The sequence below is a fragment of the Prescottella sp. D32 genome (genome assembly GCF_037287305.1).
Classification (GTDB): domain Bacteria; phylum Actinomycetota; class Actinomycetes; order Mycobacteriales; family Mycobacteriaceae; genus Prescottella; species Prescottella equi.
Map to the genome: position 1 here is coordinate 159,939 of NZ_JARBSW010000004.1, position 23,151 is coordinate 183,089.

General features: G+C 69.2%; 25 protein-coding genes. 19 read left to right on the forward strand and 6 right to left on the reverse strand.

The genetic code is table 11. From position 1 onward, the window contains the following. Position 1 precedes the first annotated feature (1 nt). The 3 genes from sufU to PSS76_RS17990 are packed head-to-tail and all read left to right on the forward strand — an operon-like array spanning position 2 to position 1,404. Entirely contained in the window at positions 2 to 490 is a 489-nt protein-coding gene (sufU, locus tag PSS76_RS17980; RefSeq protein ID WP_005513360.1) for a Fe-S cluster assembly sulfur transfer protein SufU, read from the forward strand. Next, complete coding sequence (locus PSS76_RS17985) at positions 487 to 891, forward strand: metal-sulfur cluster assembly factor (protein ID WP_005513359.1); 405 nt, start codon at positions 487 to 489, stop codon at positions 889 to 891. The genes sufU and PSS76_RS17985 overlap by 4 nt, the downstream gene beginning before the upstream one ends. Before the next feature lie 15 nt (positions 892 to 906). Then, positions 907 to 1,404, forward strand: coding sequence for a DUF1990 domain-containing protein (locus tag PSS76_RS17990; protein WP_337456485.1), 498 nt, complete (start codon positions 907 to 909; stop codon positions 1,402 to 1,404). A 7-nt stretch (positions 1,405 to 1,411) separates the two neighbouring features. Here PSS76_RS17990 and ku read toward each other — a convergent pair whose 3' ends face one another. Next, on the reverse strand, positions 1,412 to 2,251 hold the full coding sequence (gene ku, locus PSS76_RS17995; RefSeq protein WP_337456486.1) for a non-homologous end joining protein Ku: 840 nt from the start codon (positions 2,249 to 2,251) through the stop codon (positions 1,412 to 1,414). A gap of 183 nt (positions 2,252 to 2,434) precedes the next feature. On the opposite strand from ku, the gene PSS76_RS18000 reads away from it, so the two are divergent. Beyond that, positions 2,435 to 3,442 (forward strand): alkaline phosphatase family protein, encoded by a 1,008-nt coding sequence (locus PSS76_RS18000; RefSeq protein WP_337456487.1) that lies wholly within the window; start codon positions 2,435 to 2,437, stop codon positions 3,440 to 3,442. A 1-nt stretch (position 3,443) separates the two neighbouring features. On the opposite strand, the gene PSS76_RS18005 is transcribed toward PSS76_RS18000, so the two are convergent. After that, positions 3,444 to 4,619, reverse strand: coding sequence for a lycopene cyclase family protein (locus tag PSS76_RS18005; protein WP_233282369.1), 1,176 nt, complete (start codon positions 4,617 to 4,619; stop codon positions 3,444 to 3,446). Beyond that, on the reverse strand, positions 4,559 to 5,329 hold the full coding sequence (locus tag PSS76_RS18010) for an SDR family oxidoreductase (RefSeq protein ID WP_005513352.1): 771 nt from the start codon (positions 5,327 to 5,329) through the stop codon (positions 4,559 to 4,561). Before PSS76_RS18010 ends, PSS76_RS18005 begins: the two co-directional genes overlap by 61 nt. Positions 5,330 to 5,483: 154 nt before the next feature. Here PSS76_RS18010 and PSS76_RS18015 point away from each other — a divergent pair, with 154 nt between their 5' ends. From PSS76_RS18015 to PSS76_RS18030, 4 genes are all read left to right on the forward strand, one after another. Further along, positions 5,484 to 7,115 (forward strand): ABC-F family ATP-binding cassette domain-containing protein, encoded by a 1,632-nt coding sequence (locus tag PSS76_RS18015; RefSeq protein ID WP_022595841.1) that lies wholly within the window; start codon positions 5,484 to 5,486, stop codon positions 7,113 to 7,115. Positions 7,116 to 7,256: 141 nt separating this feature from the next. Then, positions 7,257 to 7,481, forward strand: a complete 225-nt coding sequence (locus tag PSS76_RS18020; protein ID WP_005513350.1) for a helix-turn-helix domain-containing protein — start codon at positions 7,257 to 7,259, stop codon at positions 7,479 to 7,481. Beyond that, complete coding sequence (locus tag PSS76_RS18025; RefSeq protein ID WP_139794564.1) at positions 7,478 to 7,897, forward strand: hypothetical protein; 420 nt, start codon at positions 7,478 to 7,480, stop codon at positions 7,895 to 7,897. The genes PSS76_RS18020 and PSS76_RS18025 overlap by 4 nt, the downstream gene beginning before the upstream one ends. Before the next feature lie 117 nt (positions 7,898 to 8,014). Continuing rightward, positions 8,015 to 8,386: a hypothetical protein gene (locus PSS76_RS18030; RefSeq protein WP_041674222.1), complete on the forward strand. Its 372-nt coding sequence runs from the start codon at positions 8,015 to 8,017 to the stop codon at positions 8,384 to 8,386. Between the two features lie 92 nt (positions 8,387 to 8,478). Here the strand turns inward: PSS76_RS18030 and PSS76_RS18035 are convergent, their stop codons facing one another. Together PSS76_RS18035 and acnA are read right to left on the reverse strand one after the other, a co-directional pair. Then, positions 8,479 to 9,048, reverse strand: coding sequence for a TetR/AcrR family transcriptional regulator (locus tag PSS76_RS18035; protein ID WP_005513342.1), 570 nt, complete (start codon positions 9,046 to 9,048; stop codon positions 8,479 to 8,481). A 111-nt stretch (positions 9,049 to 9,159) separates the two neighbouring features. Beyond that, the gene (gene acnA, locus PSS76_RS18040; protein ID WP_005513337.1) at positions 9,160 to 11,961 is read right to left on the reverse strand and encodes an aconitate hydratase AcnA; all 2,802 of its coding nucleotides are present in this window, start codon (positions 11,959 to 11,961) and stop codon (positions 9,160 to 9,162) included. Between the two features lie 328 nt (positions 11,962 to 12,289). Here acnA and PSS76_RS18045 point away from each other — a divergent pair, with 328 nt between their 5' ends. The 10 genes from PSS76_RS18045 (at position 12,290) to PSS76_RS18090 (ending at position 21,428) form a co-directional block, all read left to right on the forward strand. Then, on the forward strand, positions 12,290 to 12,847 hold the full coding sequence (locus PSS76_RS18045) for an Rv1476 family membrane protein (protein WP_084846052.1): 558 nt from the start codon (positions 12,290 to 12,292) through the stop codon (positions 12,845 to 12,847). A gap of 290 nt (positions 12,848 to 13,137) precedes the next feature. Beyond that, the gene (locus tag PSS76_RS18050; RefSeq protein WP_337456488.1) at positions 13,138 to 14,583 is read left to right on the forward strand and encodes an NlpC/P60 family protein; all 1,446 of its coding nucleotides are present in this window, start codon (positions 13,138 to 13,140) and stop codon (positions 14,581 to 14,583) included. Positions 14,584 to 14,685: 102 nt separating this feature from the next. Then, positions 14,686 to 15,813, forward strand: a complete 1,128-nt coding sequence (locus PSS76_RS18055) for an AAA family ATPase (RefSeq protein WP_013415966.1) — start codon at positions 14,686 to 14,688, stop codon at positions 15,811 to 15,813. Beyond that, the gene (locus PSS76_RS18060; RefSeq protein WP_005513328.1) at positions 15,810 to 16,766 is read left to right on the forward strand and encodes a DUF58 domain-containing protein; all 957 of its coding nucleotides are present in this window, start codon (positions 15,810 to 15,812) and stop codon (positions 16,764 to 16,766) included. The genes PSS76_RS18055 and PSS76_RS18060 overlap by 4 nt, the downstream gene beginning before the upstream one ends. Further along, positions 16,763 to 17,743, forward strand: coding sequence for a VWA domain-containing protein (locus PSS76_RS18065; protein WP_013415967.1), 981 nt, complete (start codon positions 16,763 to 16,765; stop codon positions 17,741 to 17,743). The genes PSS76_RS18060 and PSS76_RS18065 overlap by 4 nt, the downstream gene beginning before the upstream one ends. A gap of 78 nt (positions 17,744 to 17,821) precedes the next feature. Then, positions 17,822 to 18,544 carry a 3-oxoacyl-ACP reductase FabG1 gene (gene fabG1 / locus PSS76_RS18070; protein ID WP_337456489.1) on the forward strand — a complete coding sequence of 241 codons (723 nt, stop codon included), beginning with the start codon at positions 17,822 to 17,824 and terminating at the stop codon, positions 18,542 to 18,544. Between the two features lie 64 nt (positions 18,545 to 18,608). Further along, a complete protein-coding gene (gene inhA, locus PSS76_RS18075; protein ID WP_064058793.1) occupies positions 18,609 to 19,406 on the forward strand; it encodes an NADH-dependent enoyl-ACP reductase InhA in 798 nt (265 codons plus the stop codon). A 43-nt stretch (positions 19,407 to 19,449) separates the two neighbouring features. Beyond that, positions 19,450 to 20,520, forward strand: a complete 1,071-nt coding sequence (locus tag PSS76_RS18080) for a ferrochelatase (RefSeq protein ID WP_337456490.1) — start codon at positions 19,450 to 19,452, stop codon at positions 20,518 to 20,520. A gap of 47 nt (positions 20,521 to 20,567) precedes the next feature. Further along, positions 20,568 to 20,876, forward strand: coding sequence for an antibiotic biosynthesis monooxygenase family protein (locus PSS76_RS18085; protein ID WP_005513323.1), 309 nt, complete (start codon positions 20,568 to 20,570; stop codon positions 20,874 to 20,876). Positions 20,877 to 20,945: 69 nt separating this feature from the next. Next, positions 20,946 to 21,428 (forward strand): helix-turn-helix domain-containing protein, encoded by a 483-nt coding sequence (locus PSS76_RS18090; RefSeq protein WP_084848167.1) that lies wholly within the window; start codon positions 20,946 to 20,948, stop codon positions 21,426 to 21,428. Between the two features lie 19 nt (positions 21,429 to 21,447). Here the strand turns inward: PSS76_RS18090 and PSS76_RS18095 are convergent, their stop codons facing one another. Continuing rightward, positions 21,448 to 22,257 carry an Rv1486c family protein gene (locus PSS76_RS18095; protein WP_337456491.1) on the reverse strand — a complete coding sequence of 270 codons (810 nt, stop codon included), beginning with the start codon at positions 22,255 to 22,257 and terminating at the stop codon, positions 21,448 to 21,450. Positions 22,258 to 22,339: 82 nt separating this feature from the next. Between PSS76_RS18095 and PSS76_RS18100 the strand changes: the two genes are divergently transcribed. After that, a complete protein-coding gene (locus PSS76_RS18100) occupies positions 22,340 to 23,149 on the forward strand; it encodes a DUF3097 domain-containing protein (protein WP_269455520.1) in 810 nt (269 codons plus the stop codon). Positions 23,150 to 23,151 lie beyond the last annotated feature (2 nt).

The following is a 23,151-nucleotide window of genomic DNA, read 5'->3' on the forward strand; positions in this document are numbered from 1 at the left end:
AGTGCGCCTCGAGCAGATGTACCAGGAAGTGATCCTGGACCACTACAAGCACCCGCACGGGCGCGGCCTGCGTGATCCGTTCGGTGCCGAGGTGCATCACGTCAACCCGACGTGCGGCGACGAGATCACGTTGCGCGCGCACCTCACCGAGGGCGAGGACGGCCGGCCGGTAGTCGCCGACATCTCGTACGACGGCCAGGGTTGCTCGATCAGCCAGGCGTCGACGTCGGTGCTGTTCGACCAGATCGTGGGCATGCCGCTCGACGAGGCGTTGCGCACCGTCGACGCGTTCAACGAGATGGTCAGCAGCCGCGGCACCGTCGAGGGCGACGAGGACGTCCTCGGCGACGGCATCGCCTTCAGCGGTGTGTCGAAGTACCCGGCGCGCGTGAAGTGCGCGTTGCTGGGATGGATGGCTTTCAAGGACGCCGTTGTTCGAATAGTCGACGACGAGAACGACCTGGCTCGAACCGGAGGACAGACATCATGACGGACGCGCAGACCGAACAGGCGCAGGCGGACAGCACCGCGACGACCGAGGCCGCCGAGTACGGCGCGACGCTCACCCCGGAGCGACTCGACGAGCTCGAGGAGGCGATGCGTGACGTCGTCGACCCCGAACTCGGTATCAACGTCGTCGACCTCGGTCTGGTCTACGACTTCAAGGAGATCGACGAGAACGGCATCGACGTCGTGCTGCTGGACATGACGCTGACGTCGGCGGCGTGCCCGCTGACCGACGTCATCGAGGAGCAGTCCAAGCGGGCGCTGGTGAACGGCAGCCTGTGCGACGAGCTGCGGATCAACTGGGTCTGGATGCCGCCGTGGGGTCCGGACAAGATCACCGAGGACGGCCGCGAGCAGCTGCGCGCGCTCGGTTTCACCGTCTAGAGACGGGCACGCCCGGTGGCCGGTGGTCTGACCTACAACGAGGTCGGTGCGACTGCCGGGCAGCTGCCGGCGGGATACCGCCACATTCGCAAATCGCTTCCGCTCGGACGCGGCGAGGGCACGTTCCTCGCCGCGTCCGACGCGTTGATGCGCTGGGACGTCCACCGTCGTGCCGGGTTGCGGGTCGAGGCCGACAGCGACCGTGCGGCCCCGGGCACCACCGTCGTGTTGCGGTGGTTCGGGCTGACCATCCCGTGCCGCGTCGTCTACGTGATCGACGAGCCCGACCGCCGCGGCTTCGCGTACGGGACGTTGCCCGGTCATCCCGAGTCGGGGGAGGAGCGGTTCTGCGTCGAACGTGACGCCGACGGCGAGGTCCGGGCGACCATCACGGTGTTCTCCCGCCCGGGACGGTGGTTCACACGCCTGGGTGATCCGGTGGCCCGGGTCGTGCAGAGCGTGATGACCGGGCGGTACCTGCGGTGCTTCGTCGCACGTCCCGGCCGGGGATAGCGCGGACTCAGGCTCGTTTACGACGCGCGGGCGCCTTCTTCTTCGCCGGTGCGGGCTTGACCTCCTCGCCGGCGGCCTCGAGGCTGCGCTGCAGTGCCGCCACCAGGTCGACCACCTCGGCGTCCTCGCCGCCCTCTGCACGTTCGGCCGCCGGGATCACCTTCTTGCCGCCACTGGCGATGGCCTCGTCGAGCAATTGCCGGAGCTGGATCTGGTAGTCGTCGGTGAACTCGGTGGGGTCGAAGTCCTCGGCCATGCTGTCGACGAGCGTGCCGGCCATCTTCAGTTCCTTGGCCTTCGGCTCCTCGGCGTCGTCGAGGGACGGGAACTCGGCCGCCCGCACTTCGTCGGGCCACAGGAGCGTCTGGATCACCAATACGCGGTCGCGCTCGCGCAGCGCCGCCAGTCGGGTCTTCTGCCGCAGCGTGAAGTGCACGAGGGCGGTGCGATCGGTCTGGGCGAGCGTCTTCGCCAGCAGGACGTAGGCCTTGGGCGACGACGAATCGGGTTCGAGGTAGTAGCTCCTCTCGAACAGGATCGGGTCGATCTGTTCGGTGGGCACGAACTGCAGCACCGGGATCTCGTGCTTCTCGGCGGCGGGGAGCTTGTCGAAGTCCTCGTCGGTCAGGATGACGCGGTCACCCTCGTCGGAGTCGTACGCCTTGTCGATGTCGGCGAATTGCACCGTCTGCCCGCATTCGCTGCAGACGCGGTTGTACTTGATCCGCCCACCGTCCTTTGCGTGGACCTGGTGGAAGCGGATGTCGTGGTCCTCCGTCGCGGAGTACACCTTGACCGGCACATTGACCAGCCCGAACGCGATGGAACCCTTCCAGATTGACCGCATGCCCCCACTATTGCCGAGATTGCGGCGCTGTGCGCGGCACGCGGCGGAGATCATCACCATCTCGAGACATTTCGCCGACGTCCAGGCGACTGTTCGGCGTCCGCGAGGCGGCTGCGGAGAACGCTCGGCGAACGTTGGGTCAACACTTGCGACAATGCGGTGACAATTGGTCTAGTCCGATCGATGCTGGTGCCTGTGACGGACCACAGCAATTCCCCGAAGGCCCTGTCCCTCCTCCTCGCTGCCGGCACCCTCGCCGCGGGGGTCGCCGCCGTAACCGCCGGCACCGCCGCCGCGGCGCCGACATCGGTCACGAAGACCGTCGTGATCGGACTCGACGGCACGATGCTCGACTACGTCAAGAACGCGAATACCCCCAACCTGCACCGACTGATCGCCGAGGGCACCAGCGGCCAGTCGTCCATCCTCGGACACCCCACGATCTCCGGACCGTCCTGGTCGACGATCCTCACGGGGGTGTGGCACACCAAGCACGGCGTGGTCGACAACTCGTACAGCGGCGCTCGGTACGACGAGTACCCGACGGCGTTCACGCGCATCGAGCAGGCGAACCCGCAGATGCGCACCGCATCGATCGCCACGTGGGGCGGAATCGCCACGATCTCGAACTCCGGCACCCCGAAGGCCGACGTCGTGGTGTCGACGCCGGATGCCGGCAGCGGTGCGGCGACGGACACGGCGACCGCTACCGCGGTGGCCGCCGAGATCGCCGCCAACGGTCCGGACTTCCTGTTCACCCAGCTCGATCAGGTGGACGGCGCGGGGCACTCGTCGGGAACGTCCGGCGCCGAGTACCTGCCGTCGCTCGAGCGCGTCGACGCCGAGGTCGGCAGGATCGTCGACGCCGTGGACGCCCGCAGCAAGGCGACCGGCGAGAAGTGGACGGTGCTGGTCACCTCCGACCACGGCCACAAGCCGAACGGCGGGCACGGCGGCCAGAGTGCCGAGGAGGCAACGACGTTCGTGATCGCACGCGGCGCCGGCTACCAGGCGGGCGCCACCGACGACGGCTACACGATCGCCGACATCACGCCGACCGTTCTCGACAACCTGGGCATCGCGCAGCCCGCCGACCTCGATGGGGCGCCGCTGCCGAAGACACCCACGCCCGCGACGGGCTCGCTCGGACGGCTGCCGTCCTGGATCCCGACGGGTTCGCTGGGGTCCTGAGTCACGACCGCCGGACGCCGGCCCGGGCCAGCGTCCGGCGGATCGGCGGCGACACCGTGCGGAAGAGTCGCCACATGGTCGTCGCGGTTCCACGAACGTCGTCGCGGCCCGACAGGTAGGCCCGCTGCCGCTCGGCGGAAAGGGCGAAGAACGCGTCGAAGAACTCCGCGGTCCGAGCGGGATCGAGATCCAGGAGTGCCGACAGGCCCACTTCTCGCAGCGCGCGGACGGCGCGGGCCTGCCATGGCCACAAGGCCTTTCGTGGGTCGTTCTCGGCCACGAGGGCGGCCACGACGGCGTCGGAGGCCGCCAGCGACGCCGCGACGCTGTATCCGGTGCCCGGGTGGATCAGTCCCGCTCGGGCACCGAACGCTGCGATCGCGGGACGGGTGTGCGGCGCCTGCACCGGGAACCGGACGCGTTCGACCTCGAGGTTCGCCGGCAGCTCGACGCCGCGATTGTCGAGGCGCGCGTCGAGCCGTCGACGCAGTTCGTCCAGTGGCAGCCCGGGCCGGCCGACCAGGCACGTCTCCTCGAGCAGCACGGTGTCGTCACTCAACGGCACCGCGTACAGGAAAGAGGGGGAATCGGCGGGTGTGGTGCCGTTGTCGGTCCGCCAGTCCATGAACCAGCAGTCGGCTCCGTCGAGAGCGGGTTTCGCGGCCGCCGCGGGCAGCACGATCCCGAACGCGGTCTGCTCGGCGAACGCCGGATCGGGGCGCAATCCGCGTGCGTCGACCACACGACGGGCGCGGATGTCGGCGCCGTCCCGGAGGGTGACGACGCCGGGCGACACCGCGCCGACGAAGCCGCGGATCACGTGTGCGTTCGAGATGTCGAGAGCGTGATGCAGTTTCGCGTTGTCGAGGACGCCGTACGCCCGGTCGAGGACGTGGCGCCGGGTACCCCACGCCTGCGGACGGCCGACGGTCGAGCGCAGCACGGCCACTCCGAGCCAGCCGGGCAGCTCGTCCACCCAGGCTGCATAGGTGGGCAGCCACGGCCGGTCCGGGTGCGGGTCGACGGCCACCACGCTCAGCCCGGCCCGGGAGGCGCGGTGCGCGAGGGCGCGGCCGGCTGGACCGAGCCCGACGACCGCCAGATCGGGTGCGGCGGTCAGAGCGCGCCCGTCGCGAGCAGCCCGCCGTCGACGCGCACGGTCTCGCCGGTGATCCACGCGGCGTCGTCGGAGACCAGGAAACCGACGAGACCGGCGACGTCCTCGGGAGTGCCGAGCCGCTTCATCGGATAGATCGACGAGGCCTGGTCCTCACCCGCGGCGACGAGGGCGGCAGCGAACTTGGTCTTGACGACGCCCGGGGCGACGGCGTTGACGCGGATCGTCGGTCCGAGCTGCCACGCCAGTTCCTCGGTGAGCCTGATCAGCGCGGCCTTCGAGGCACCGTATGCGGCGATGACGCCCGTGGACCGGATGCCGGCGACACTCGCCAGGTTGACGACGGCGCCACCGTGCTCACCCATCCACGCCCGGTAGGCCTCCTGCACGTAGCCCAGCGCCGCGACGACGTTGACGTCGAAGATCTTGCGGATCGCGTCCAGGTCGGCGTCCATCAGTGCGCCGTACACCGGGTTGATGCCGGTGTTGTTGATCAGGATGTCGAGGGAGCCGAGCTCCGAGACGGTACGGGCAACCGCGTCGCGGCGAGCCTCCGCGTCACCGGCGTTGCCCGCGACGGCGAGTACCTTGCCGCCGTGCCCGAGGCCGCGCAGTTCCTCCGCCGCCTCCTCGAGCGGTTCCGGTTTGCGGGCGGTGACGACCACGTTCGCGCCCCGGGCGAGGAGTTCGGCGGCGATGGCCTTGCCGATGCCGCGGCTGGCGCCGGTGACGAGGGCGTTGCGGTCCTGCAGATCCTTCACGCGTGTCATGGGACCCAAAGTTAGCCGAGTCACCGGACCGTGGTGTGGCGGCGAGCCGAGGTCACGGTAAAATCGGTGGTTCTTGTGCCCGATCGCGGGCACGATGACGTCCCGAGGTTCTCTGCCTCGTTGTTTCGATGGTCGTTCGTTTGAGGAGATTTGCTTGATTACCGCCACCGACCTGGAAGTTCGTGCCGGTGTGCGGACCCTTCTCTCCGCGCCGGGATCGGCGCTGCGCGTGCAGGCCGGCGACCGCATCGGCCTGGTCGGACGCAACGGCGCCGGCAAGACGACCACCCTGCGCATTCTCGCCGGGGAGGGCGAGCCCTACGCGGGCACGGTGATCCGCAGCGGCGACCTCGGGTATCTGCCGCAGGACCCCAAGGAGGGCGACCTCGAGGTTCTCGCGAAGGATCGGGTGCTGTCCGCGCGCGGACTCGACGAGATCATCAAGAAGATGGAAAAGCAGCAGGCCATCATGGCCGAGGCTGCCGACGATACGGTCCGCGACAAGGCCGTCCGCAAGTTCGGCAACCTCGAGGACCGCTTCTCCGCGCTCGGCGGCTATGTCGCCGAGTCCGAGGCCGCCCGCATCTGCAACAGCCTCGGTCTGCCGGACCGGGTGCTGAACCAGCAGCTCAAGACCCTCTCCGGAGGTCAGCGCCGCCGCGTCGAGCTCGCGCGCATCCTGTTCGCCGCGTCCGACGGCTCCGGCGGCAAGTCGAACACCACGCTGCTGCTCGACGAGCCCACCAACCACCTCGACGCCGACTCCATCACGTGGCTCCGCGGTTTCCTGCAGAACCACGACGGCGGACTGATCGTGATCAGCCACGACGTCGACCTGCTCGCCGACGTCGTCAACAAGGTGTGGTTCCTCGACGCCGTACGCGGCGAGGCCGACATCTACAACATGGGCTGGAAGAAGTATCTCGACGCCCGGGCCACCGACGAGCAGCGTCGTCGCCGCGAGCGCGCGAACGCCGAGAAGAAGGCCAGCGCCCTGCGCCAGCAGGCTGCCAAGCTCGGCGCGAAGGCCACCAAGGCGACCGCCGCGCAGAACATGGCCAAGCGCGCCGACAAGATGATGGCTGCGCTCGACGATGTGCGGGTGGACGACAAGGTCGCGCACATCCGCTTCCCGGAGCCCGCGCCGTGCGGCAAGACGCCGCTCATGGCGAAGGAACTCACCAAGGTCTACGGGTCGCTGGAGATCTTCACCGGCGTCGACCTCGCGATCGATCGCGGGTCGCGTGTCGTGATCCTGGGTCTCAACGGTGCCGGCAAGACGACGCTGCTGCGTCTGCTCGGCGGCGTGGAGACGCCGGACCTGGGCGAGCTCGTGCCCGGTCACGGCCTCAAGATCGGCTACTTCGCGCAGGAGCACGACACCCTCGACGACGAGGCGAGCGTGTGGGAGAACATCCGGCACGCGGCACCCGACGCGGGGGAGCAGGACCTGCGCGGTCTGCTCGGCGCGTTCATGTTCAGCGGCCCGCAGCTCGACCAGCCGGCGGGCACGCTGTCCGGTGGTGAGAAGACGCGTCTGGCACTGGCCGGTCTGGTGTCGTCAGCGGCGAATGTCCTGCTGCTCGACGAGCCCACCAACAACCTCGACCCGATCTCCCGCGAGCAGGTGCTCGACGCCCTCCGCAGCTACACCGGCGCCGTCGTACTCGTCACGCACGACCCGGGCGCCGCGGAAGCGCTCAACCCGGAACGCGTCATCCTGCTGCCCGACGGCACCGAGGACCACTGGTCCCAGGAGTACCTGGAACTGATCCAGCTGGCCTAGGCGCTCCGCGCCCGTGCGCCTTTCTGGTAGTTGGGACCACGCAAAAGGCGCACGGGCGGCGTAGCTGCTCGTTTCGTTGATCACGTGTCGGCGGGTGATCTAGCCTGGAATCGAGGCTCGCTCAGCTGACCGGAGGTCGTCATGGCGGAGAGCACGGGAATCTCGCGGGGGGCACGCATCACCGGGGAATCGCGTGACAAGCTCCGCGACGACCTCAAAGCGCAGTACGAGGCCGGTGCGAGTATCCGCACCCTTGCAAATCAGACGGGCCGCTCGTACGGCTTCATTCACAACGTGCTCGTCGAGGCGGACGTGACGCTGCGTCGACGCGGTGGGCCGAACCGGCGGAAGAAGACCACTGGATGAGATCTGGTTCGGCCGACGGTGAGGCAGGTGCACCGGACCGCGCTGATGGTGCCTGCCAAGGCGAACAGACAGGGGAGACGGAGCCCGACGGTGCTGCGGACGAGCGGCCGGGTTTCCGATGGGACCTCGCACTCCTCGGTGCGCTCCTCGGAGCGGCTACGTGCGGGGTGGCCTACTGGCCGGCGAATTCGGCGCTGCGTGAGTCGTTCGGCGTCCAAGCGTTCCCGCCCGGGGGTGGCAGCTACTGGATGTGCTGGTGGCTGCCCGTCGTGGTGGTGATCGGCGTCGTAGGAGTGCTGTTGTTCCCGCGCAGCTCACGTCCCTTCGCGTGCGGGCTGATCGTGGGGCTCGTGGCGGTGGCGGCCGTGATGTGCCTGATCGGCTACTCCGTCGACAGCATGCCTTTCTCCATGTGAGACGGCTCCATGCGAGATGGCCGCCGGCCAGGTGAGTCCCGCAATGTCGAGGATTGAGGATCGGACGCGACGGCAATCGGCTCCGGGTCACCGCCGACCGACCGTAACCTGCAACGCATGGCGTGGTTGGTGCTCGTCGCGATGGGAGTCGTGGTGCTGGTTGCGGTTACGGTGTTGCCGCGGCGCGGGCGGCTCGGTCGCGCGCCCGGGTTCCCCTGGTTCTGGGTGGTGCTCCCCGTCATGTGCATCGCCGTGGCCGCCACCCTGGGCGTACTCTTCCGGCCCGAGATCGTCACCCGCGCGTCGAGCATCTGGTGGGATCGACCGGGCACGGGGTCACCCGGGCCTGGTTCGCCGCACGGGCAATTCCTTTCGGCCGAGCAGTTCCAGCGCTACACGATGCTGCGGCGGATGCGATTGATCCTGCCCGCCGTATCCGTCGTAGGAATCGGCCTGGCCGTCGGGGCATGGCGGCGCCGCCGGATATGACCGGCTCCGTCCGCCTACTCGCCCCGGCCTGCACCAGGTCGCTCGCTGCGCCGGCCGAGATGCGCGGTGAGCGCGAAACCGGGGGCCGGTTCTCAGGAATCCTTGCGCCGCACCGACTCTTCGACCAGATCGAGCACGGCCGAGAGATTCTCGGCCCCGTGCCCCGACGCGATGCGGGCGATGAGTCCGTCGAGGACCAGGTCGAGGTAGTCGAGCAGGACGTCGGTGGGCAGGTCGTCGCGCAGACGTCCGGCGGACTTCTGGCGCTCGAGCCGGCGAACGGTGGCTTCGGTGAGTTCGGCGCTGCGCTGGGTCCAGTCGCGGGCGAACTCGGGATCGGTGCGCAGGCGCCGGGCGATCTCGAGTCGAGTGCCGAGCCAGTCGAACTGGTCGGGGGACGCGAGCATGTCGCGCATCACCTGGACGAGGCCGCCCTCGGCGACGACGTCGGCCATCCGCTTGGCGTCCTCGTGGGCGAGCGCGAGGAACAGCCCGTCCTTGTCCTTGAAATGGTGGAAGATCGCACCGCGTGAGAGCCCGGTGGTCTCCTCGAGCCGGCGCACGGTCGCGCCGTCGTAGCCGTACTGCGCGAAGCACTGGCGGGCGCCGTCGAGGATCTGGCTCCGTCGCGCCGCGAGATGGTCTTCGCTGACCTTGGGCACAGCCGACTTCCTTTCGTACGAAACTGCAACGGCGGGCCCGAGACTGACGTCCCGAGCCCGCCGTCAGCGCACTGGATGATCCGGAAGGACCCGGATCACACGATCAGGTGACTATCCCCGGATCATGTTGCGCAGCACGTACTGCAGGATGCCGCCGTTGCGGTAGTAGTCCGCCTCGCCGGGGGTGTCGATGCGGACGACCGCGTCGAACTCGACCTTGCTGCCGTCGGCCTTGGTCGCGGTGACCTTGACCGTCTTCGGGGTGACGCCCTCGTTCAGCTTGGTGATGCCGGCGATGTCGAACACCTCGGTGCCGTCCAGGCCCAGCGACGCGGCGGACTCGCCGGCCGGGAACTGCAGCGGCACGACGCCCATACCGATCAGGTTGGAGCGGTGGATGCGCTCGAACGACTCGGTGATGACGGCCTTGACGCCGAGCAGGCTGGTGCCCTTGGCGGCCCAGTCACGCGACGAACCGGAGCCGTACTCCTTGCCGCCCAGCACGACCAGCGGGATGCCGGCCTTCTGGTAGTTCTGCGACGCGTCGTAGATGAACGCCTGCGGCGCACCCTCCTGGGTGAAGTCGCGGGTGTAGCCACCCGAGACGCCGTCGAGCAGCTGGTTCTGCAGGCGGATGTTCGCGAACGTGCCGCGGATCATCACCTCGTGGTTACCGCGACGCGAGCCCAGGGAGTTGTAGTCCTTGCGCTCGACACCGTTGGCGTCCAGGTACTGCGCGGCCGGGGTGCCGGGCTTGATCGGGCCGGCCGGCGAGATGTGGTCGGTGGTGACCGAGTCGCCGAGCAGCGCGAGCACGCGGGCGCCGGAGATGTCGGTGACCGGAGCCGGATCCATCGTCATGCCGTCGAAGTACGGCGCCTTGCGGACGTAGGTCGAGTTCTCGTCCCACGCGAAGGTGTCACCGGCCGGGGTGGCCAGGTTCTGCCAGCGCTCGTCGCCCTTGAAGACGTCGGCGTAGGACTTGCGGAACATGTCCTGGCTGATCGCCGACTTGATGGTGTCGTCGATCTCCTGGGCCGAAGGCCAGATGTCCTTCAGGAAGACGTCGTTGCCGTCCTTGTCCTGGCCCAGCGGATCGGTCTCGAAGTCGAAGTCCATGGTGCCGGCCAGCGCGTACGCGATGACGAGCGGCGGCGACGCCAGGTAGTTCATCTTGACGTCGGGGGAGATGCGACCCTCGAAGTTGCGGTTACCGGAGAGCACCGCGGTGACCGACAGGTCGTGCTCGTTGATCGCCTTGGAGATCTCCTCCGGCAGCGGACCGGTGTTGCCGATGCAGGTGGTGCAGCCGTAGCCGCCCAGGTAGAAGCCGAGCTTCTCGAGGTACGGCCACAGGCCGGCCTTCTCGTAGTAGTCGGAGACGACCTGCGAGCCGGGCGCCATGTTGGTCTTGACCCACGGCTTGGTCTCGAGGCCCTTCTCGACCGCGTTGCGGGCGAGCAGCGCGGCACCGAGCATGACCGACGGGTTCGACGTGTTGGTGCAGGACGTGATGCCCGCGACCGCGACCGCGCCGTGGTCGAGCACGAACTCGCCGCGGTCGGTCTTCACCGTGACCGGCTTCGACGGACGGCCGGTGGAGCCGTTGGCTGCCGACGGAACGGCCACGACCTCGTCGGAGGCGGTGGAGAGCGACGCCGGGTCGGACGCCGGGAAGGACTCCTCGACGGCCTCGTCGAGCGCCGTGTGCGCAGCCTCGTCACCGTTGGTGACGTAGGTGACGATGTCGCGGCGGAACGCGGCCTTCGAGTCCGACAGCAGGATGCGGTCCTGCGGGCGCTTCGGGCCGGCGATCGACGGCACGACGGTGCCGAGGTCCAGCTCGAGGTACTCGGAGTAGGCGGGCTCCTTGTCCGCGTCGTGCCACATGCCCTGCTCCTTGGCGTACGCCTCGACGAGCGCGAGCTGCTCGTCGCTGCGGCCGGTCAGGCGCAGGTAGTTGATGGTCTCGCCGTCGATCGGGAAGATCGCTGCGGTGGAGCCGAACTCGGGGCTCATGTTGCCCAGGGTCGCGCGGTTGGCCAGCGGGACCTCGGCGACACCGGCGCCGTAGAACTCGACGAACTTGCCGACGACACCGTGCTTGCGGAGCATGTCGGTGACGGTGAGCACGACGTCGGTCGCGGTGACGCCCGGCTGGATCTCACCGGTCAGCTTGAAGCCGACGACGCGCGGGATCAGCATGGAGACCGGCTGGCCGAGCATCGCGGCCTCGGCCTCGATGCCGCCGACGCCCCAGCCCAGCACGCCCAGGCCGTTGACCATGGTGGTGTGCGAGTCGGTGCCGACGCAGGTGTCGGGGTACGCCTGGCCGTTGCGGGTCATGACGGTGGGAGCCAGGTACTCGATGTTGACCTGGTGGACGATGCCCATGCCCGGGGGGACGACCTTGAAGTCGTCGAACGCGCCCTGGCCCCAGCGCAGGAACTGGTAACGCTCGCCGTTGCGCTGGTACTCGAGGTCGACGTTGCGCTCGAGGGCGTCGGCGCGGCCGAACACGTCGAGGATGACCGAGTGGTCGATGACCATGTCGGCGGGGGAGAGCGGGTTGACCTTGTTCGGGTCGCCGCCGAGGGTGGTGACGGCCTCACGCATGGTGGCGAGGTCGACGACACACGGCACGCCGGTGAAGTCCTGCATGATCACGCGCGCGGGCGTGAACTGGATCTCGACACTCGGCTCGGCCGAGGGATCCCAGTTCGCGATGGCGCGAATGTGATCGGCGGTGATGTTGGCGCCGTCCTCCGTGCGCAGGAGGTTCTCGGCGAGAACCTTCAGTGCGTAGGGCAGCTTCTCGGTGCCGGGCACGGCCGAGAGGCGGAAGATCTCGTACGAGTTGTCTCCGACCTCGAGGGTTCCCTTGGCGCCGAACGTATCAATACTGGTGGTCACGTCAGCTCCACTCGTCTTTGAGGTTCGCCGCCGACGGGGCTGTGTCGACGGCTGAAGCGAGGCACGCGAACAAGGCCAGGTCCGATCGGCGGACCGAACCCGACGGTTACGCGGGCGTCTCGGATCGAGTCTAACAGTACGCTTGTCCTGTGAGACTGCGGGGTCGGGCCCGGATCGGACGTCCGAACGTCGGACTGCCACGGCGACTCGCGTCGCCCCAATCCTCACGTAGTCGCCACGCGGGTGCAACGGACGGCGCAGCCGGTGGTCCGGTACGTCACGTACTGTGCAGATCAGTCTGCCCGTCGCACCCGACCCCGGATGAGAGATGACTGCCTCAATCGCGCCCGTCCTGCTCCCGAACATCGCCAAGATCCCCGACGACGTCTCGCTCGACGCGGTGTTCGCGGATCTGTCCGACGACAACGTGTCGGCGCCCGACGCGGATGTGGAGGGACTCCAGGCCGTCGTCGCCCGGGCGCAGGAGGACGGTGTGACGCTCCGCATCGTGGTCGTCGACTCGGATCCGCACGGACCCGAACCTCTCCGGGATCTCGCGACCGAGGTGGGGAAGGTCGAGGGCGGCACAGTGCTCGTGCTCAGCCCGTCTGCCAACGGCACGTACAGCGACACGATCAGCCGGGTGGTCCTCGAGAACGCGCAGGATCGAACCTTCACCGGTAATCCCGTCGATTCGGCGAACAATTTCGTCGACGGCATCACCGAGCCGGCGCCGCGTTGGGGACTCGTGACCGCCTTGCTGGTGCTGCTGGTCGCGGCGGTCGCAGGGGTCTCCTTCGTCGCGAAGGCCCGCCGCGGGCGGGGAGCGCGGCCCGTCGCCGCGGAGTCGACACCGGGGAACGGCGAGCACCCGACCGGAAGCTGATTCCGGCAGCCCCTCCGCATTTGCGCAGGTCGAATTACGTCGGCGTCATTTGTGACAAGAGTGCACCAGAGCGTGCAAAGTGTCGTACGGTGCCAGTGGCACTTTTTGGGGAAGAAGTGTCGCATGAGTGACGTGACGATTCATGTGACGGCGAGAAACGTCGCGTGATCTGCGCGTCGGCGCGGTTCGTCTCCGCGGTGACGCTCCTCCCCGCACGGGCCGGGCAGACAGCCGGGTTCGGTCACAGCAGTTGGGAGGGTGTTGTGGGGCGAAGGGGCTCACGCGCAGGCGTGCGGCGTCCGGCATTGGTACGCGCGCGCTCGGCCGGTGCGCGGGCTCTGCTGGGCGCGAGCGTGGTGTGCGCCCTCGTCGCAGGCCTGCCCGGCACGGCTGCCGCGGTGCCGCCACCGCCACCGAACCCGTCCGATGCCGAGATCGAGAGCGGAAACGCCCGAGTCTCCGAGGGTGTCTCGCAGGTCGGCGACCTCATCAATCAGGTCGCGACCGCGAACCAGCAGCTCGCGCAGCTCGACGACGAGGTTGCGATCAAACGCGAGGACGTCAACAAGGCCCTCGTCGACCTGCAGACCGCGCGGGACGAGGCCGCAGCCGCCGGTGCGCAGGTGGAACAGAGTCAGCAAGCGTTGCGCGACGCCGGCACCCAGATCGAGCAGGCCCGTAAACGGTTCACCGACTACGCGGTGTCGAGTTACACCAAGGGGCGTAACGTCGCGTCGCTGTCGTCGTTCTTCGGCGCGGACGGACCCGAGGACATCCTCGACCGGGCCCAGATGATGCGGATGCTGTCGGCGAGCCAGAAGGCGATCCTGGAGAACCTCGAGCGGGCGCGAACCGAGCAGGCCAACCGGGACTCGGCGGCGCGCGAGGCGAAGCAGCGCGCCGATGCCGCCGCGGGCGCTGCCGAGAACAAGAAGGCCGAAGCCGAACAGGCGATCGCCGCGGCTCGCAACGCCCTTCAGGAACAGGCCGCACGCAAGGCGCAGATCGAGTCCCAGCGAGACGGCGCCCAGGCGCAACTCGACGCGGCGCGCGCCAACGTGAGCGGTCTGCAGGGGCAGCGCGACGCCTATCTGGAGTGGGACAACCAGCGTCGTGCCGAGGAGGCCGCAGCGGCGGCTGCGGCTGCGGCGGCCGCCGAGGCCGCGCGCCGGGCGGCCGCCGACCAGGCGTCGCGGGAGCGCGCATCGCAAGTGGCGGACAGCGAGCGGCCGCACACCCAGATCGACGACGACGGCGAATGGTCGGCGCCCGCGCAGTCCGCGCCCAAGCCGATGGCGCCGTCGGTGACCGGAGCCGGCGCGATCGAGACGGTGATCGACCGCGGCATGTCGCAGCTCGGCCTGCCGTACGCGTGGGGTGGTGGCAACGCGAACGGTCCGACGCTGGGCATCCGCGACGGCGGCGTCGCGGACAGCTACGGCGACTTCAACAAGGTGGGGTTCGACTGCTCGGGCCTGATGATCTACGCGTTCGCCGGGATCGGGATCTCGCTCCCGCACTACACGGGTTACCAGTACACCGCCGGTACGCAGGTCCCGTCGTCGCAGATGCGACGCGGAGACATGATCTTCTGGGGCCCCGGCGCAAGCCAGCACGTCGCGCTCTACCTGGGTGACGGGCAGATGCTCGAGGCCCCGCAGTCCGGTACGACGGTCCGGGTCTCGCCGGTGCGCTGGGACGGAATGACTCCGTACGCTGTCCGTATGGTGTCGTAGCTCGCGCCGGCTTCGTGCGGCGGTGGGGTGACACCTGGAATAGTTGAGCGGGCAAGACTGGCAAGGCGATGGAACCGATCTAGGTGGAAGCGGGGACTGTTGGTGACCTCACGTGACGGCGCGGTGGCTGGGTCGGGTTCGCAGGGGGCGGTCCATCCGGACGCGGGCTCGGGAACGTCGGACCTGGCGCGGGACGTGCACACGCTCGAGCGCGCGATCTACGAGGTCAAGCGGGTCATCGTCGGCCAGGACCGTCTGGTGGAACGGATGCTCGTCGGCGTTCTCGCCAAGGGTCACGTGCTGCTCGAGGGTGTTCCGGGCGTCGCGAAGACCCTTGCGGTGGAGACGTTCGCGAAGGTGGTCGGCGGATCGTTCTCCCGCGTCCAGTTCACCCCGGACCTCGTGCCGACCGACCTGATCGGCACCCGCATCTACCGGCAGGGGCGCGAGCAGTTCGACACCGAGCTCGGCCCGGTGGTCGCCAACTTCCTGCTGGCCGACGAGATCAACCGCGCTCCCGCGAAGGTGCAGTCCGCACTGCTCGAGGTCATGGCCGAGCGGCACGTCTCGATCGGCGGCAAGACCTACGCGATGCCGGAACCGTTCCTGGTGATGGCGACGCAGAACCCCATCGAGAACGAGGGCGTCTACCCGCTGCCCGAGGCGCAGCGCGACCGCTTCCTGTTCAAGGTGCTCGTCGACTACCCGTCCGTCGAGGAAGAGCGCGAGATCGTCTACCGCATGGGTGTCGCGGCACCCGAACCCAGCCAGGTGCTCGACCCGCAGGAACTGGTCCGGCTGCAGAAGGTCGCGAGCAACGTCTTCGTGCACCATGCGCTCGTCGACTACGTCGTCCGCGTCATCGCCGCGACCCGCACGCCGCGCGAGTTCGGTCTCGACGACGTCGCGGGCTGGATCGCGTACGGCGCGTCGCCGCGCGCGACCCTCGGCATCATCTCGGCGTCGCGTGCGCTCGCGCTGCTCCGCGGCCGCGACTACGTGGTACCGCAGGACGTACTCGAGATCATCCCGGACGTCCTTCGCCACCGGCTGGTGCTGTCGTACGACGCCCTCGCCGACGAGGTCACCCCGCAGGACGTGATCACTCGTGTCCTGCAGACCGTCGGGCTGCCGCAGGTCGGTGCACAACCGGTGCCGCAGGCGGCGCCGCCCGCGCCCCCGGCGTACGACGCCGGGCCGCTGTCCCCGTCGGGCACGCAGCCGCAGTGACCCGGAAACCGGGTGCGGTTCCGTCGTTCCGGTCCGGATCGTTGCGTGATCCGGAACTCACCGCGGCGCTGCGCACGCTCGAACTGACGGTGCGTCGACGCCTCGACGGCGTGCTGCACGGCGATCACCTCGGGCTCATCCCGGGCCCGGGTTCCGAGCCCGGCGATGCCCGCGAGTACCAGCCCGGCGACGACGTCCGGCAGATGGACTGGTCGGTCACGGCGCGCACCACGCACCCGCACGTCCGGCAGACCGTCGCCGACCGCGAGCTGGAGACGTGGCTGGTGGTCGACCTGTCGTCGAGCCTGGACTTCGGCACCGCGCTGTGCGAGAAGCGCGACCTCGCGGTGGCGGCCGCGTCGGCGGTGACCTATCTGGCGGGTGGCAGCGGCAACCGGATCGGGGCGGTCGTGGCGACTGGCGACCGCATGCTGCGCATCCCGGCCCGCGGCGGACGCGTCCACGCGCAGGCGATGCTGCGCCGGATCGCAACCACCCCGCATGCCGCCGAGGGCGTGCGCGGCGATCTGCGGGGCGCGCTCGAGTCGCTGCGCCGCCCGGAACGTCGACGCGGGCTCGCAGTGGTGATCAGTGACTTCCTCGGCCCGATCGACTGGGAGCGGTCGCTGCGGGCGCTGTCCGGGCGACACGAACTGCTGGGCATCGAGGTGCTCGACCCGCGGGACCTCGAGCTGCCCGACGCCGGGGACGTCGTACTCTTCGACCCCGAGTCCGGTCGCACCCGCGAGTTCGCGACCACGCCGCGCCTGCGTGCCGACTTCGCGCAGGCCGCGGCCGCGCACCGTCACGCCGTCGAATCGACGTTGCGGCGTTGTGGCGCACCGCGGCTGAGTCTGAGCACCGATCGGGACTGGATCGCCGACGTCGTGCGGTTCGTCTCGTCCCGGCGGCACAGCTACGGCGCGCCCACTCGCGGGGTGACCGGCCGATGAGTCTGTCCCAGTTCGCATCTCCGTGGTGGCTGCTGTTCCTGGCGGTCGTCGTCGCGCTCGCCGCCGGGTACGTGGTGATCCAGCGGCGCCGGCAGAAGCACGTGCTGCGCTTCGCCAACATGGAGCTGCTCGAGAAGGTCGCACCGAACCGGCCGAACATCACCCGCCACCTGCCGACCGCGCTGCTGCTGGTCGGGTTGGTGTTCCTCACGGTGGCGCTGGCCGGACCCACCGCCGACAAGCGGGTGCCGCGCAACCGCGCGACCGTGGTGCTGGTGATCGACGTGTCGCTGTCGATGAAGGCGACCGACGTCGAGCCGAGTCGTCTGGCCGCAGCGCAGGAGGCCGCTAAGTCGTTCGCGGACGGGCTCACTCCGGGCATCAACCTCGGTCTGGTCGCGTTCGCGGGCACCGCGTCGGTGCTGGTGTCGCCCACCCCGAACCGCGATGAGACGAAGGCTGCGATCGACAACCTGACGCTCAGCGAACGCACCGCGACCGGTGAGGCGATCTTCACGTCGCTGCAGTCGATCGACACCCTCGCGGCGGTACTCGGCGGCAGCGAGCAGGCGCCGCCTGCCCGGATCGTGTTGCTGTCGGACGGCAAGCAGACGGTCCCGGAGAGCCCCGACGACCCGCGCGGCGGTTTCACCGCGGCCCGCCAGGCCAAGGACAAGGGCGTGCCGATCTCGACGATCTCCTTCGGTACCGGTTACGGCACCGTCGAGATCGAGGGCGACCGGATTCCCGTCCCGGTCGACGACCCGTCGCTGCGGGAGATCGCGAACCTGTCCGGCGGCAACTTCTTCACCGCGTCGAGTCTCGAGGAACTACGTGACGTCTACGACACGCTCGAGGAGCAGATCGGATTCGAGAACGCACGCGGCGACGCGAGCCGCCCCTGGCTGGTGCTCGGTGTGCTGTTCAGCGCCTCGGGGCTGGCCACCGCGCTGATCCTCCGGCAACGCCTGCCATGACCGCTGGGGCGCCCGTCCCGTGCGTCGATTTCGTCCACCTGGACACGTAACCCGCAACCGAACAGATAGGTTGATCGCATGTCGAACACCAGCAGCCCGTCCCGTTCCGTGCTCGTGACGGGAGGCAACCGCGGCATCGGCCTGGCCGTCGCGCGGCGCCTCCTCGACGACGGTCACAAGGTGGCCGTCACGCACCGTGGCTCGGGCGCGCCGGAGGGGCTGTTCGGAGTCAAGTGCGATGTCACCGACGCGGATTCGATCGATCGTGCGTTCAAGGAGGTCGAGGAGCACCAGGGGCCGGTGGAGGTGCTGGTCGCCAACGCCGGCGTCACCGACGACACGCTCCTCATGCGCATGGACGAGGACCAGTTCACCCGCGTCCTCGATGCCAACCTCACCGGTGCCTTCAGGTGTGCCAAGCGCGCCAACCGCGCCATGCTCCGCGCCCGCTGGGGTCGGATGATCTTCCTGGGATCGGTGGTCGGCATGGCGGGCCAGGCCGGTCAGATCAACTACGCCGCCTCCAAGGCCGGTGTGATCGGCATGGCGCGGTCGCTCACGCGTGAGTTGGGGTCGCGATCGATCACCGCGAACGTCGTCGCGCCGGGCTTCATCGAGACCGACATGACCGCCGAACTGTCGGACAACCTGCGGGACACGGCCAAGAAGTTCATCCCGCTGCAGCGGCTCGGGCAGCCCGAGGACGTCGCCGCCGTGGTGAGCTTCCTGGCGTCCGACGATTCCGCGTACGTCTCCGGTGCCGTGATCCCGGTCGACGGCGGCATGGGCATGGGGCACTGACCGCACCCGCTTTTCCCGGAAATCTCACGCACCCACAGACTTTCATCACAGGAGTAGCAACAACATGGGCGGACTGCTCGCGGGCAAGACCATTCTCGTCACCGGCATCATCACCGACGCCTCCATCGCGTTCCACGTCGCGCGAGTGGCGCAGGAGCAGGGCGCGAAGGTGATCATCACGGGCTTCGACCGCCTGCGGCTGATCGACCGGATCGCGCAGCGGCTGCCGGAACCGGTGCCGCCGGCAGTCGAACTCGACGTGCAGAACGACGAGCACCTCGCGACCCTGGCCGAGCGGGTCCGCGAACTGGCCCCCGAGGGCCTCGACGGTGTCGTCCACTCCATCGCGTACTCGCCGCGCTCGGGTCTCGGCGCGCCGTTCCTCGACGCCCCCTGGTCGGACATCTCGAACGCGATGGAGATCTCGGCGTACTCGTACGCGTCACTCGCCAAGGCGCTGCTGCCGGTCCTCAACGACAACGCGTCGATCGTCGGCATGGACTTCGACCCGTCCCGCGCGATGCCGTTCTACAACTGGATGGGCGTGTCGAAGGCCACCCTCGAGGCCGTGAACCGGTACGTCGCCAAGGAGGTCGGCGCTCGCGGGATCCGCTCGAATCTCGTTGCGGCCGGCCCGGTCAAGACGCTCGCCGCGAAGGCCATCGCGGGCGACGCGACCGGCCCCGGCGCGGAGTTGAACAAGCTGAACACCGCGTGGGACAGTGCGGCGCCGATCGGCTGGGACGTCGACGACCCGACGCCGGTCGCGAAGAGCGTCTGCACGGTCCTCTCGGACTGGCTGCCCGGCACCACAGCATCGATCATCTACGTCGACGGCGGCTTCCACGCGGTGGTCGGCTGACCCGTCCCGGGCACCGATGTCGACACTGGGCGAGAATGGACGCATGAGCGGACAGCGGAATTCGGATTTCGACGCACTTCTCGTGCTCTCCTTCGGGGGGCCGGAGAAGCCGGACGACGTGATGCCGTTCCTCGAGAACGTCACCCGCGGTCGAGGCGTTCCGCCCGAGCGTCTCGCCGCGGTTGCCGAGCACTACATGCATTTCGGTGGCGTGTCCCCGATCAACGCTCTCAACCGCGACATCATCGCGCGCCTGGAAGCCGAATTGCGTGAGGGCGGAATCGATCTGCCGGTGTACTTCGGCAACCGTAACTGGCATCCGATGGTCGAGGACACCGTCGCGCGTATGCGTGACGACGGCGTCCGGAACGCGCTCGTGTTTCCCACATCGGCGTGGGGCGGCTACTCCGGGTGTCGTCAGTACGACGAGGACATCGCGCGGGCCCGGGACGCAGCGGGCCCCGACGCACCGAGCCTGGAGAAGCTGCGGCAGTACTACGATCACCCGCTCATGGTTGCCGCCTTCGCCGATGCGATCCGTGCTGCGCGCGAACAGCTTTCGGAGGATGCGCGGGACCGGGCGCGGCTGGTGTTCACCGCGCACTCGGTACCCCTCGCTGCCGACGAGAACGCCGGTCCGCCGGCCGAGGGCGGCAACCTCTACAGCCGGCAGGTCGCCGATGCGTCCCGTCTGTGCGCAGAGGCGGCGGGCATCGACGACTTCGACCTGGTGTGGCAGTCGCGCTCCGGTCCGCCGCAGGTGCCGTGGCTCGACCCCGACATCTGCGATCACCTCGACACGGTTGCGGCGTCGGGCGCGCCCGCGGTGATCGTGTGCCCGGTCGGATTCGTCTCGGATCACCTCGAGGTGGTGTGGGACCTCGACACGGAGGCCCGCGACAAGGCGGCGGAACTGGGGATCGAATTCGTGCGCGCCGCGACACCGGGCACGGATCGCCGCTTCCCGCGGATGATCCGGGAACTCGTGGAGGAACGTCGTGCCGGCGCGGCCCCCGCGCGCCTGGGCCGGGAACCGCTGCTCGGTGCGACCTTCGACGGGTCGCCGTGCGCGGTGAACTGTTGCGCGCCGGCGCGCCGTCCGGTTGGAAACTAGCGAGGGACTCTTGACCTCGATCTACGTTGAGGTTCTAGGGTCGCGGAATGACCGAGATTCTGCGTATCGACAAATTCCACGTCCCCGAGGCGTCCCTGCCCGAGTTCCTGGCGACGGTGGGGCAGACCCATGAGGTGCTGGGGCGCCTGGACGGCCTCGTCGCCAACGACGTCGTCCGACTGCAGGAGGGCGAGAGTCACTTCAACGTGGTGACCGTCGTGAAGTGGCGGGACCGGCATGCCCATGATGCAGCCGGGCGAGTGATGGCCGATCGCGCCCGCGCCACCGGATTCGACAGGACCGCGTTCTGGGACCGCCTCGGCGTCGAAGCGGATCTGGGGATCTACACGGCCTAGGCTGTGCTGCCGTCGTTGTCCCTCGGCCTGTTTCCGGATGGAAACCGCCCGGCCGACTATGTTGATCGGGTGCAGGACAGCCTCTATCACCGCTTCGAGTTCACATTCATCGTTCCGCTGCTGACGGTGTCGCGGGAAGCGGCCATCGCGGACGAGTTCGACGTGACCGTGCGTGATCAGGGCGGGCTGCAGTTGCTGACGGTGACCGCCGAGGGAATGCGCTGCGCCACAGCGGGAATGAGCCTGGTCGATCAGCTCGTCGCGCACGGGGTGACTCCTGCGCGCACTCATCCGGACCTCGTCACCCGCCAGGACGTCGCGGATCGCGCCGGAGTGACCCGGCAGGCGGTGGGGCAGTGGGTGCGCGGCGTCCGGCAACGCGGGACGCCGTTCCCGACGCCGTTCAACACGGTCTCGGGCGGCATCTGGCTGTGGGGCGACGTGTACGCCTGGCTGCGGCAACATGACTACGGCCGCGACACCGGACTGCTCTACCCGACGCTCGACGAGCACGTGCGAATCGACCGGCACATCGTGATGAACCACCGGTGACGCGTCGGGAGATCGGCCGTCAGGCCCGGTGGGCGTCCCTCGCCGAGGCGGACACCGCGGCCACGCGGGCCGTCCGGACCGCGGACCACAACGGGCGCAACAGTTCCTCGCGGGCGGCCGCGCTCGTCGCGGACGGCGCCTCGGTGGGTGAATCGTGTTCGGCAACGGACAGGATCGCCGCCACCTGATCCGACGAATCCAGGATGCGCAGCGCCCGCGTGGGCATCGAGTCGGGGTAGCGGTGGTGTGCGCGGTCGTCGAGCGCCTCGGCGATCCGGCGGCGAGGATCGCCGTCGGCCCGGCCCGTCTGCACCGACGACAGCTGCAGCAGCGCGTCCGCGGCATCGCGGATCGCCTCCCGCATCGCGTACTCGGCCTCACCGAGACCTGTGTGCTCGGCGACCGGCGGCACCGCAGCGATCGAGTGGACCGTCCAGCGCAGGACGTCCGGGCCCTCCACGACGGGCACCAGTCCGATGCCGGGCTGTCCGGGTTCGCCGACGATCACGCCCTCACCGGCATCGAGTGCGGCCCGGGCGAACGGGGAGCCGGCGGGCAGCCCACGCACGTCGCCGGGGGCAGGTAGCACCAGGCGAAGTCCGCCAGGATTGGCGATACTCCGGCGGACGAGGCGCAGCAGGATCGGTGCCCCGCCGTCCTGTACCCCCGGCCACCCGAGATCGGTCGCCAGCGCGGTCTCGGCGTCCGCCGCGCCCACGAGGTGCATCGGCGCCCACTGCTGCAGAGCGTCGATCACGTCGTCGGGTGCGCTGTCCCCGGCGAGCCAGGAAGCGGCCCACACGGTCAGCGTCGCGCTGGGAGAACTCACGGTTACCGAGCATAGGACGGCGTGGCGGTGTCCGCGCGTGCCCCCGGCTGACATAGCGTGAGGTGCCGTGAACGCGAGCAACATGTACGGCGACATCTTCGCCGGCCACTCCCGGACCCGGAAGCCCAAGACGCCCGAGGTGGCCGCCGAACGCGACCTCGTGGTGGAGGACGCCGCCACCGGATTCTGCGGTGCGGTGGTCGGTATCGAACGCACCTACGACGGCGATTTCGTGCGGCTCGAGGACGGCGCGCGCCGCACCCGCCTGTTCGCGATGCGCGAGGCCGCGTTTCTCATCGACGGTCGCCCCGTCACCCTCGTCCGCCCCGTGCCGCGGCAGCAGAAACCGGCGGCGCAGCGGTCGGCCTCGGGTTCGACCAAGGTCGAGGGTCTGAGAGCGCGTACCGCCCTGCCGAGCCGGATCTGGGTGGAGGGCGTGCACGACGCCGCCCTGGTCGAGCGGGTGTGGGGCCACGATCTGCGGGTCGAGGGTGTGGTGGTCGAGCACCTCGAAGGGCTCGACAACCTCGGTGATCGGCTCGCGGAGTTCCGGCCCGGCCCGGGACGCAAGGTCGGCGTGCTCGTCGACCACCTGGTGACCGGATCCAAGGAGGAACGCCTGACGCAGGGCCTGGGGCCGCACGTGATGGTCACCGGCCACCCCTACATCGACGTGTGGGAGGCCGTGCGGCCCAAGTCGGTCGGCATCGCCGCCTGGCCGAAGATCCCGCGCGGCCAGGACTGGAAGACCGGCGTGTGCACCGCGCTCGGCTGGGGGACTCCGCAGGACGGCTGGCGCCGCGTCTACGGCGCCGTCGAGAGTTTCCGCGACCTCGAGGCGCCGCTGATCGGCGCGGTGGAGCGACTGGTGGATTTCGTGACCGCCGACTGAAC

Excerpts from the sequence above, each read along its gene's own strand:
- PSS76_RS18030 (WP_041674222.1), top strand. The coding sequence starts at position 8,015 with ATGGCGTGGTTGGTGCTCGTCGCGATGGGAGTCGTGGTGCTGGTTGCG.
- PSS76_RS17985 (WP_005513359.1), top strand. The coding sequence starts at position 487 with ATGACGGACGCGCAGACCGAACAGGCGCAGGCGGACAGCACCGCGACG.
- ku (WP_337456486.1), bottom strand. The coding sequence starts at position 2,251 with ATGCGGTCAATCTGGAAGGGTTCCATCGCGTTCGGGCTGGTCAATGTG.
- PSS76_RS18085 (WP_005513323.1), top strand. The coding sequence starts at position 20,568 with ATGACCGAGATTCTGCGTATCGACAAATTCCACGTCCCCGAGGCGTCC.
- fabG1 (WP_337456489.1), top strand. The coding sequence starts at position 17,822 with ATGTCGAACACCAGCAGCCCGTCCCGTTCCGTGCTCGTGACGGGAGGC.
- PSS76_RS18000 (WP_337456487.1), top strand. The coding sequence starts at position 2,435 with ATGCTGGTGCCTGTGACGGACCACAGCAATTCCCCGAAGGCCCTGTCC.
- PSS76_RS18025 (WP_139794564.1), top strand. The coding sequence starts at position 7,478 with ATGAGATCTGGTTCGGCCGACGGTGAGGCAGGTGCACCGGACCGCGCT.
- PSS76_RS18020 (WP_005513350.1), top strand. The coding sequence starts at position 7,257 with ATGGCGGAGAGCACGGGAATCTCGCGGGGGGCACGCATCACCGGGGAA.
- PSS76_RS18045 (WP_084846052.1), top strand. The coding sequence starts at position 12,290 with ATGACTGCCTCAATCGCGCCCGTCCTGCTCCCGAACATCGCCAAGATC.
- PSS76_RS18100 (WP_269455520.1), top strand. The coding sequence starts at position 22,340 with ATGTACGGCGACATCTTCGCCGGCCACTCCCGGACCCGGAAGCCCAAG.
- PSS76_RS18065 (WP_013415967.1), top strand. The coding sequence starts at position 16,763 with ATGAGTCTGTCCCAGTTCGCATCTCCGTGGTGGCTGCTGTTCCTGGCG.
- inhA (WP_064058793.1), top strand. The coding sequence starts at position 18,609 with ATGGGCGGACTGCTCGCGGGCAAGACCATTCTCGTCACCGGCATCATC.
- PSS76_RS18010 (WP_005513352.1), bottom strand. The coding sequence starts at position 5,329 with ATGACACGCGTGAAGGATCTGCAGGACCGCAACGCCCTCGTCACCGGC.
- PSS76_RS18080 (WP_337456490.1), top strand. The coding sequence starts at position 19,450 with ATGAGCGGACAGCGGAATTCGGATTTCGACGCACTTCTCGTGCTCTCC.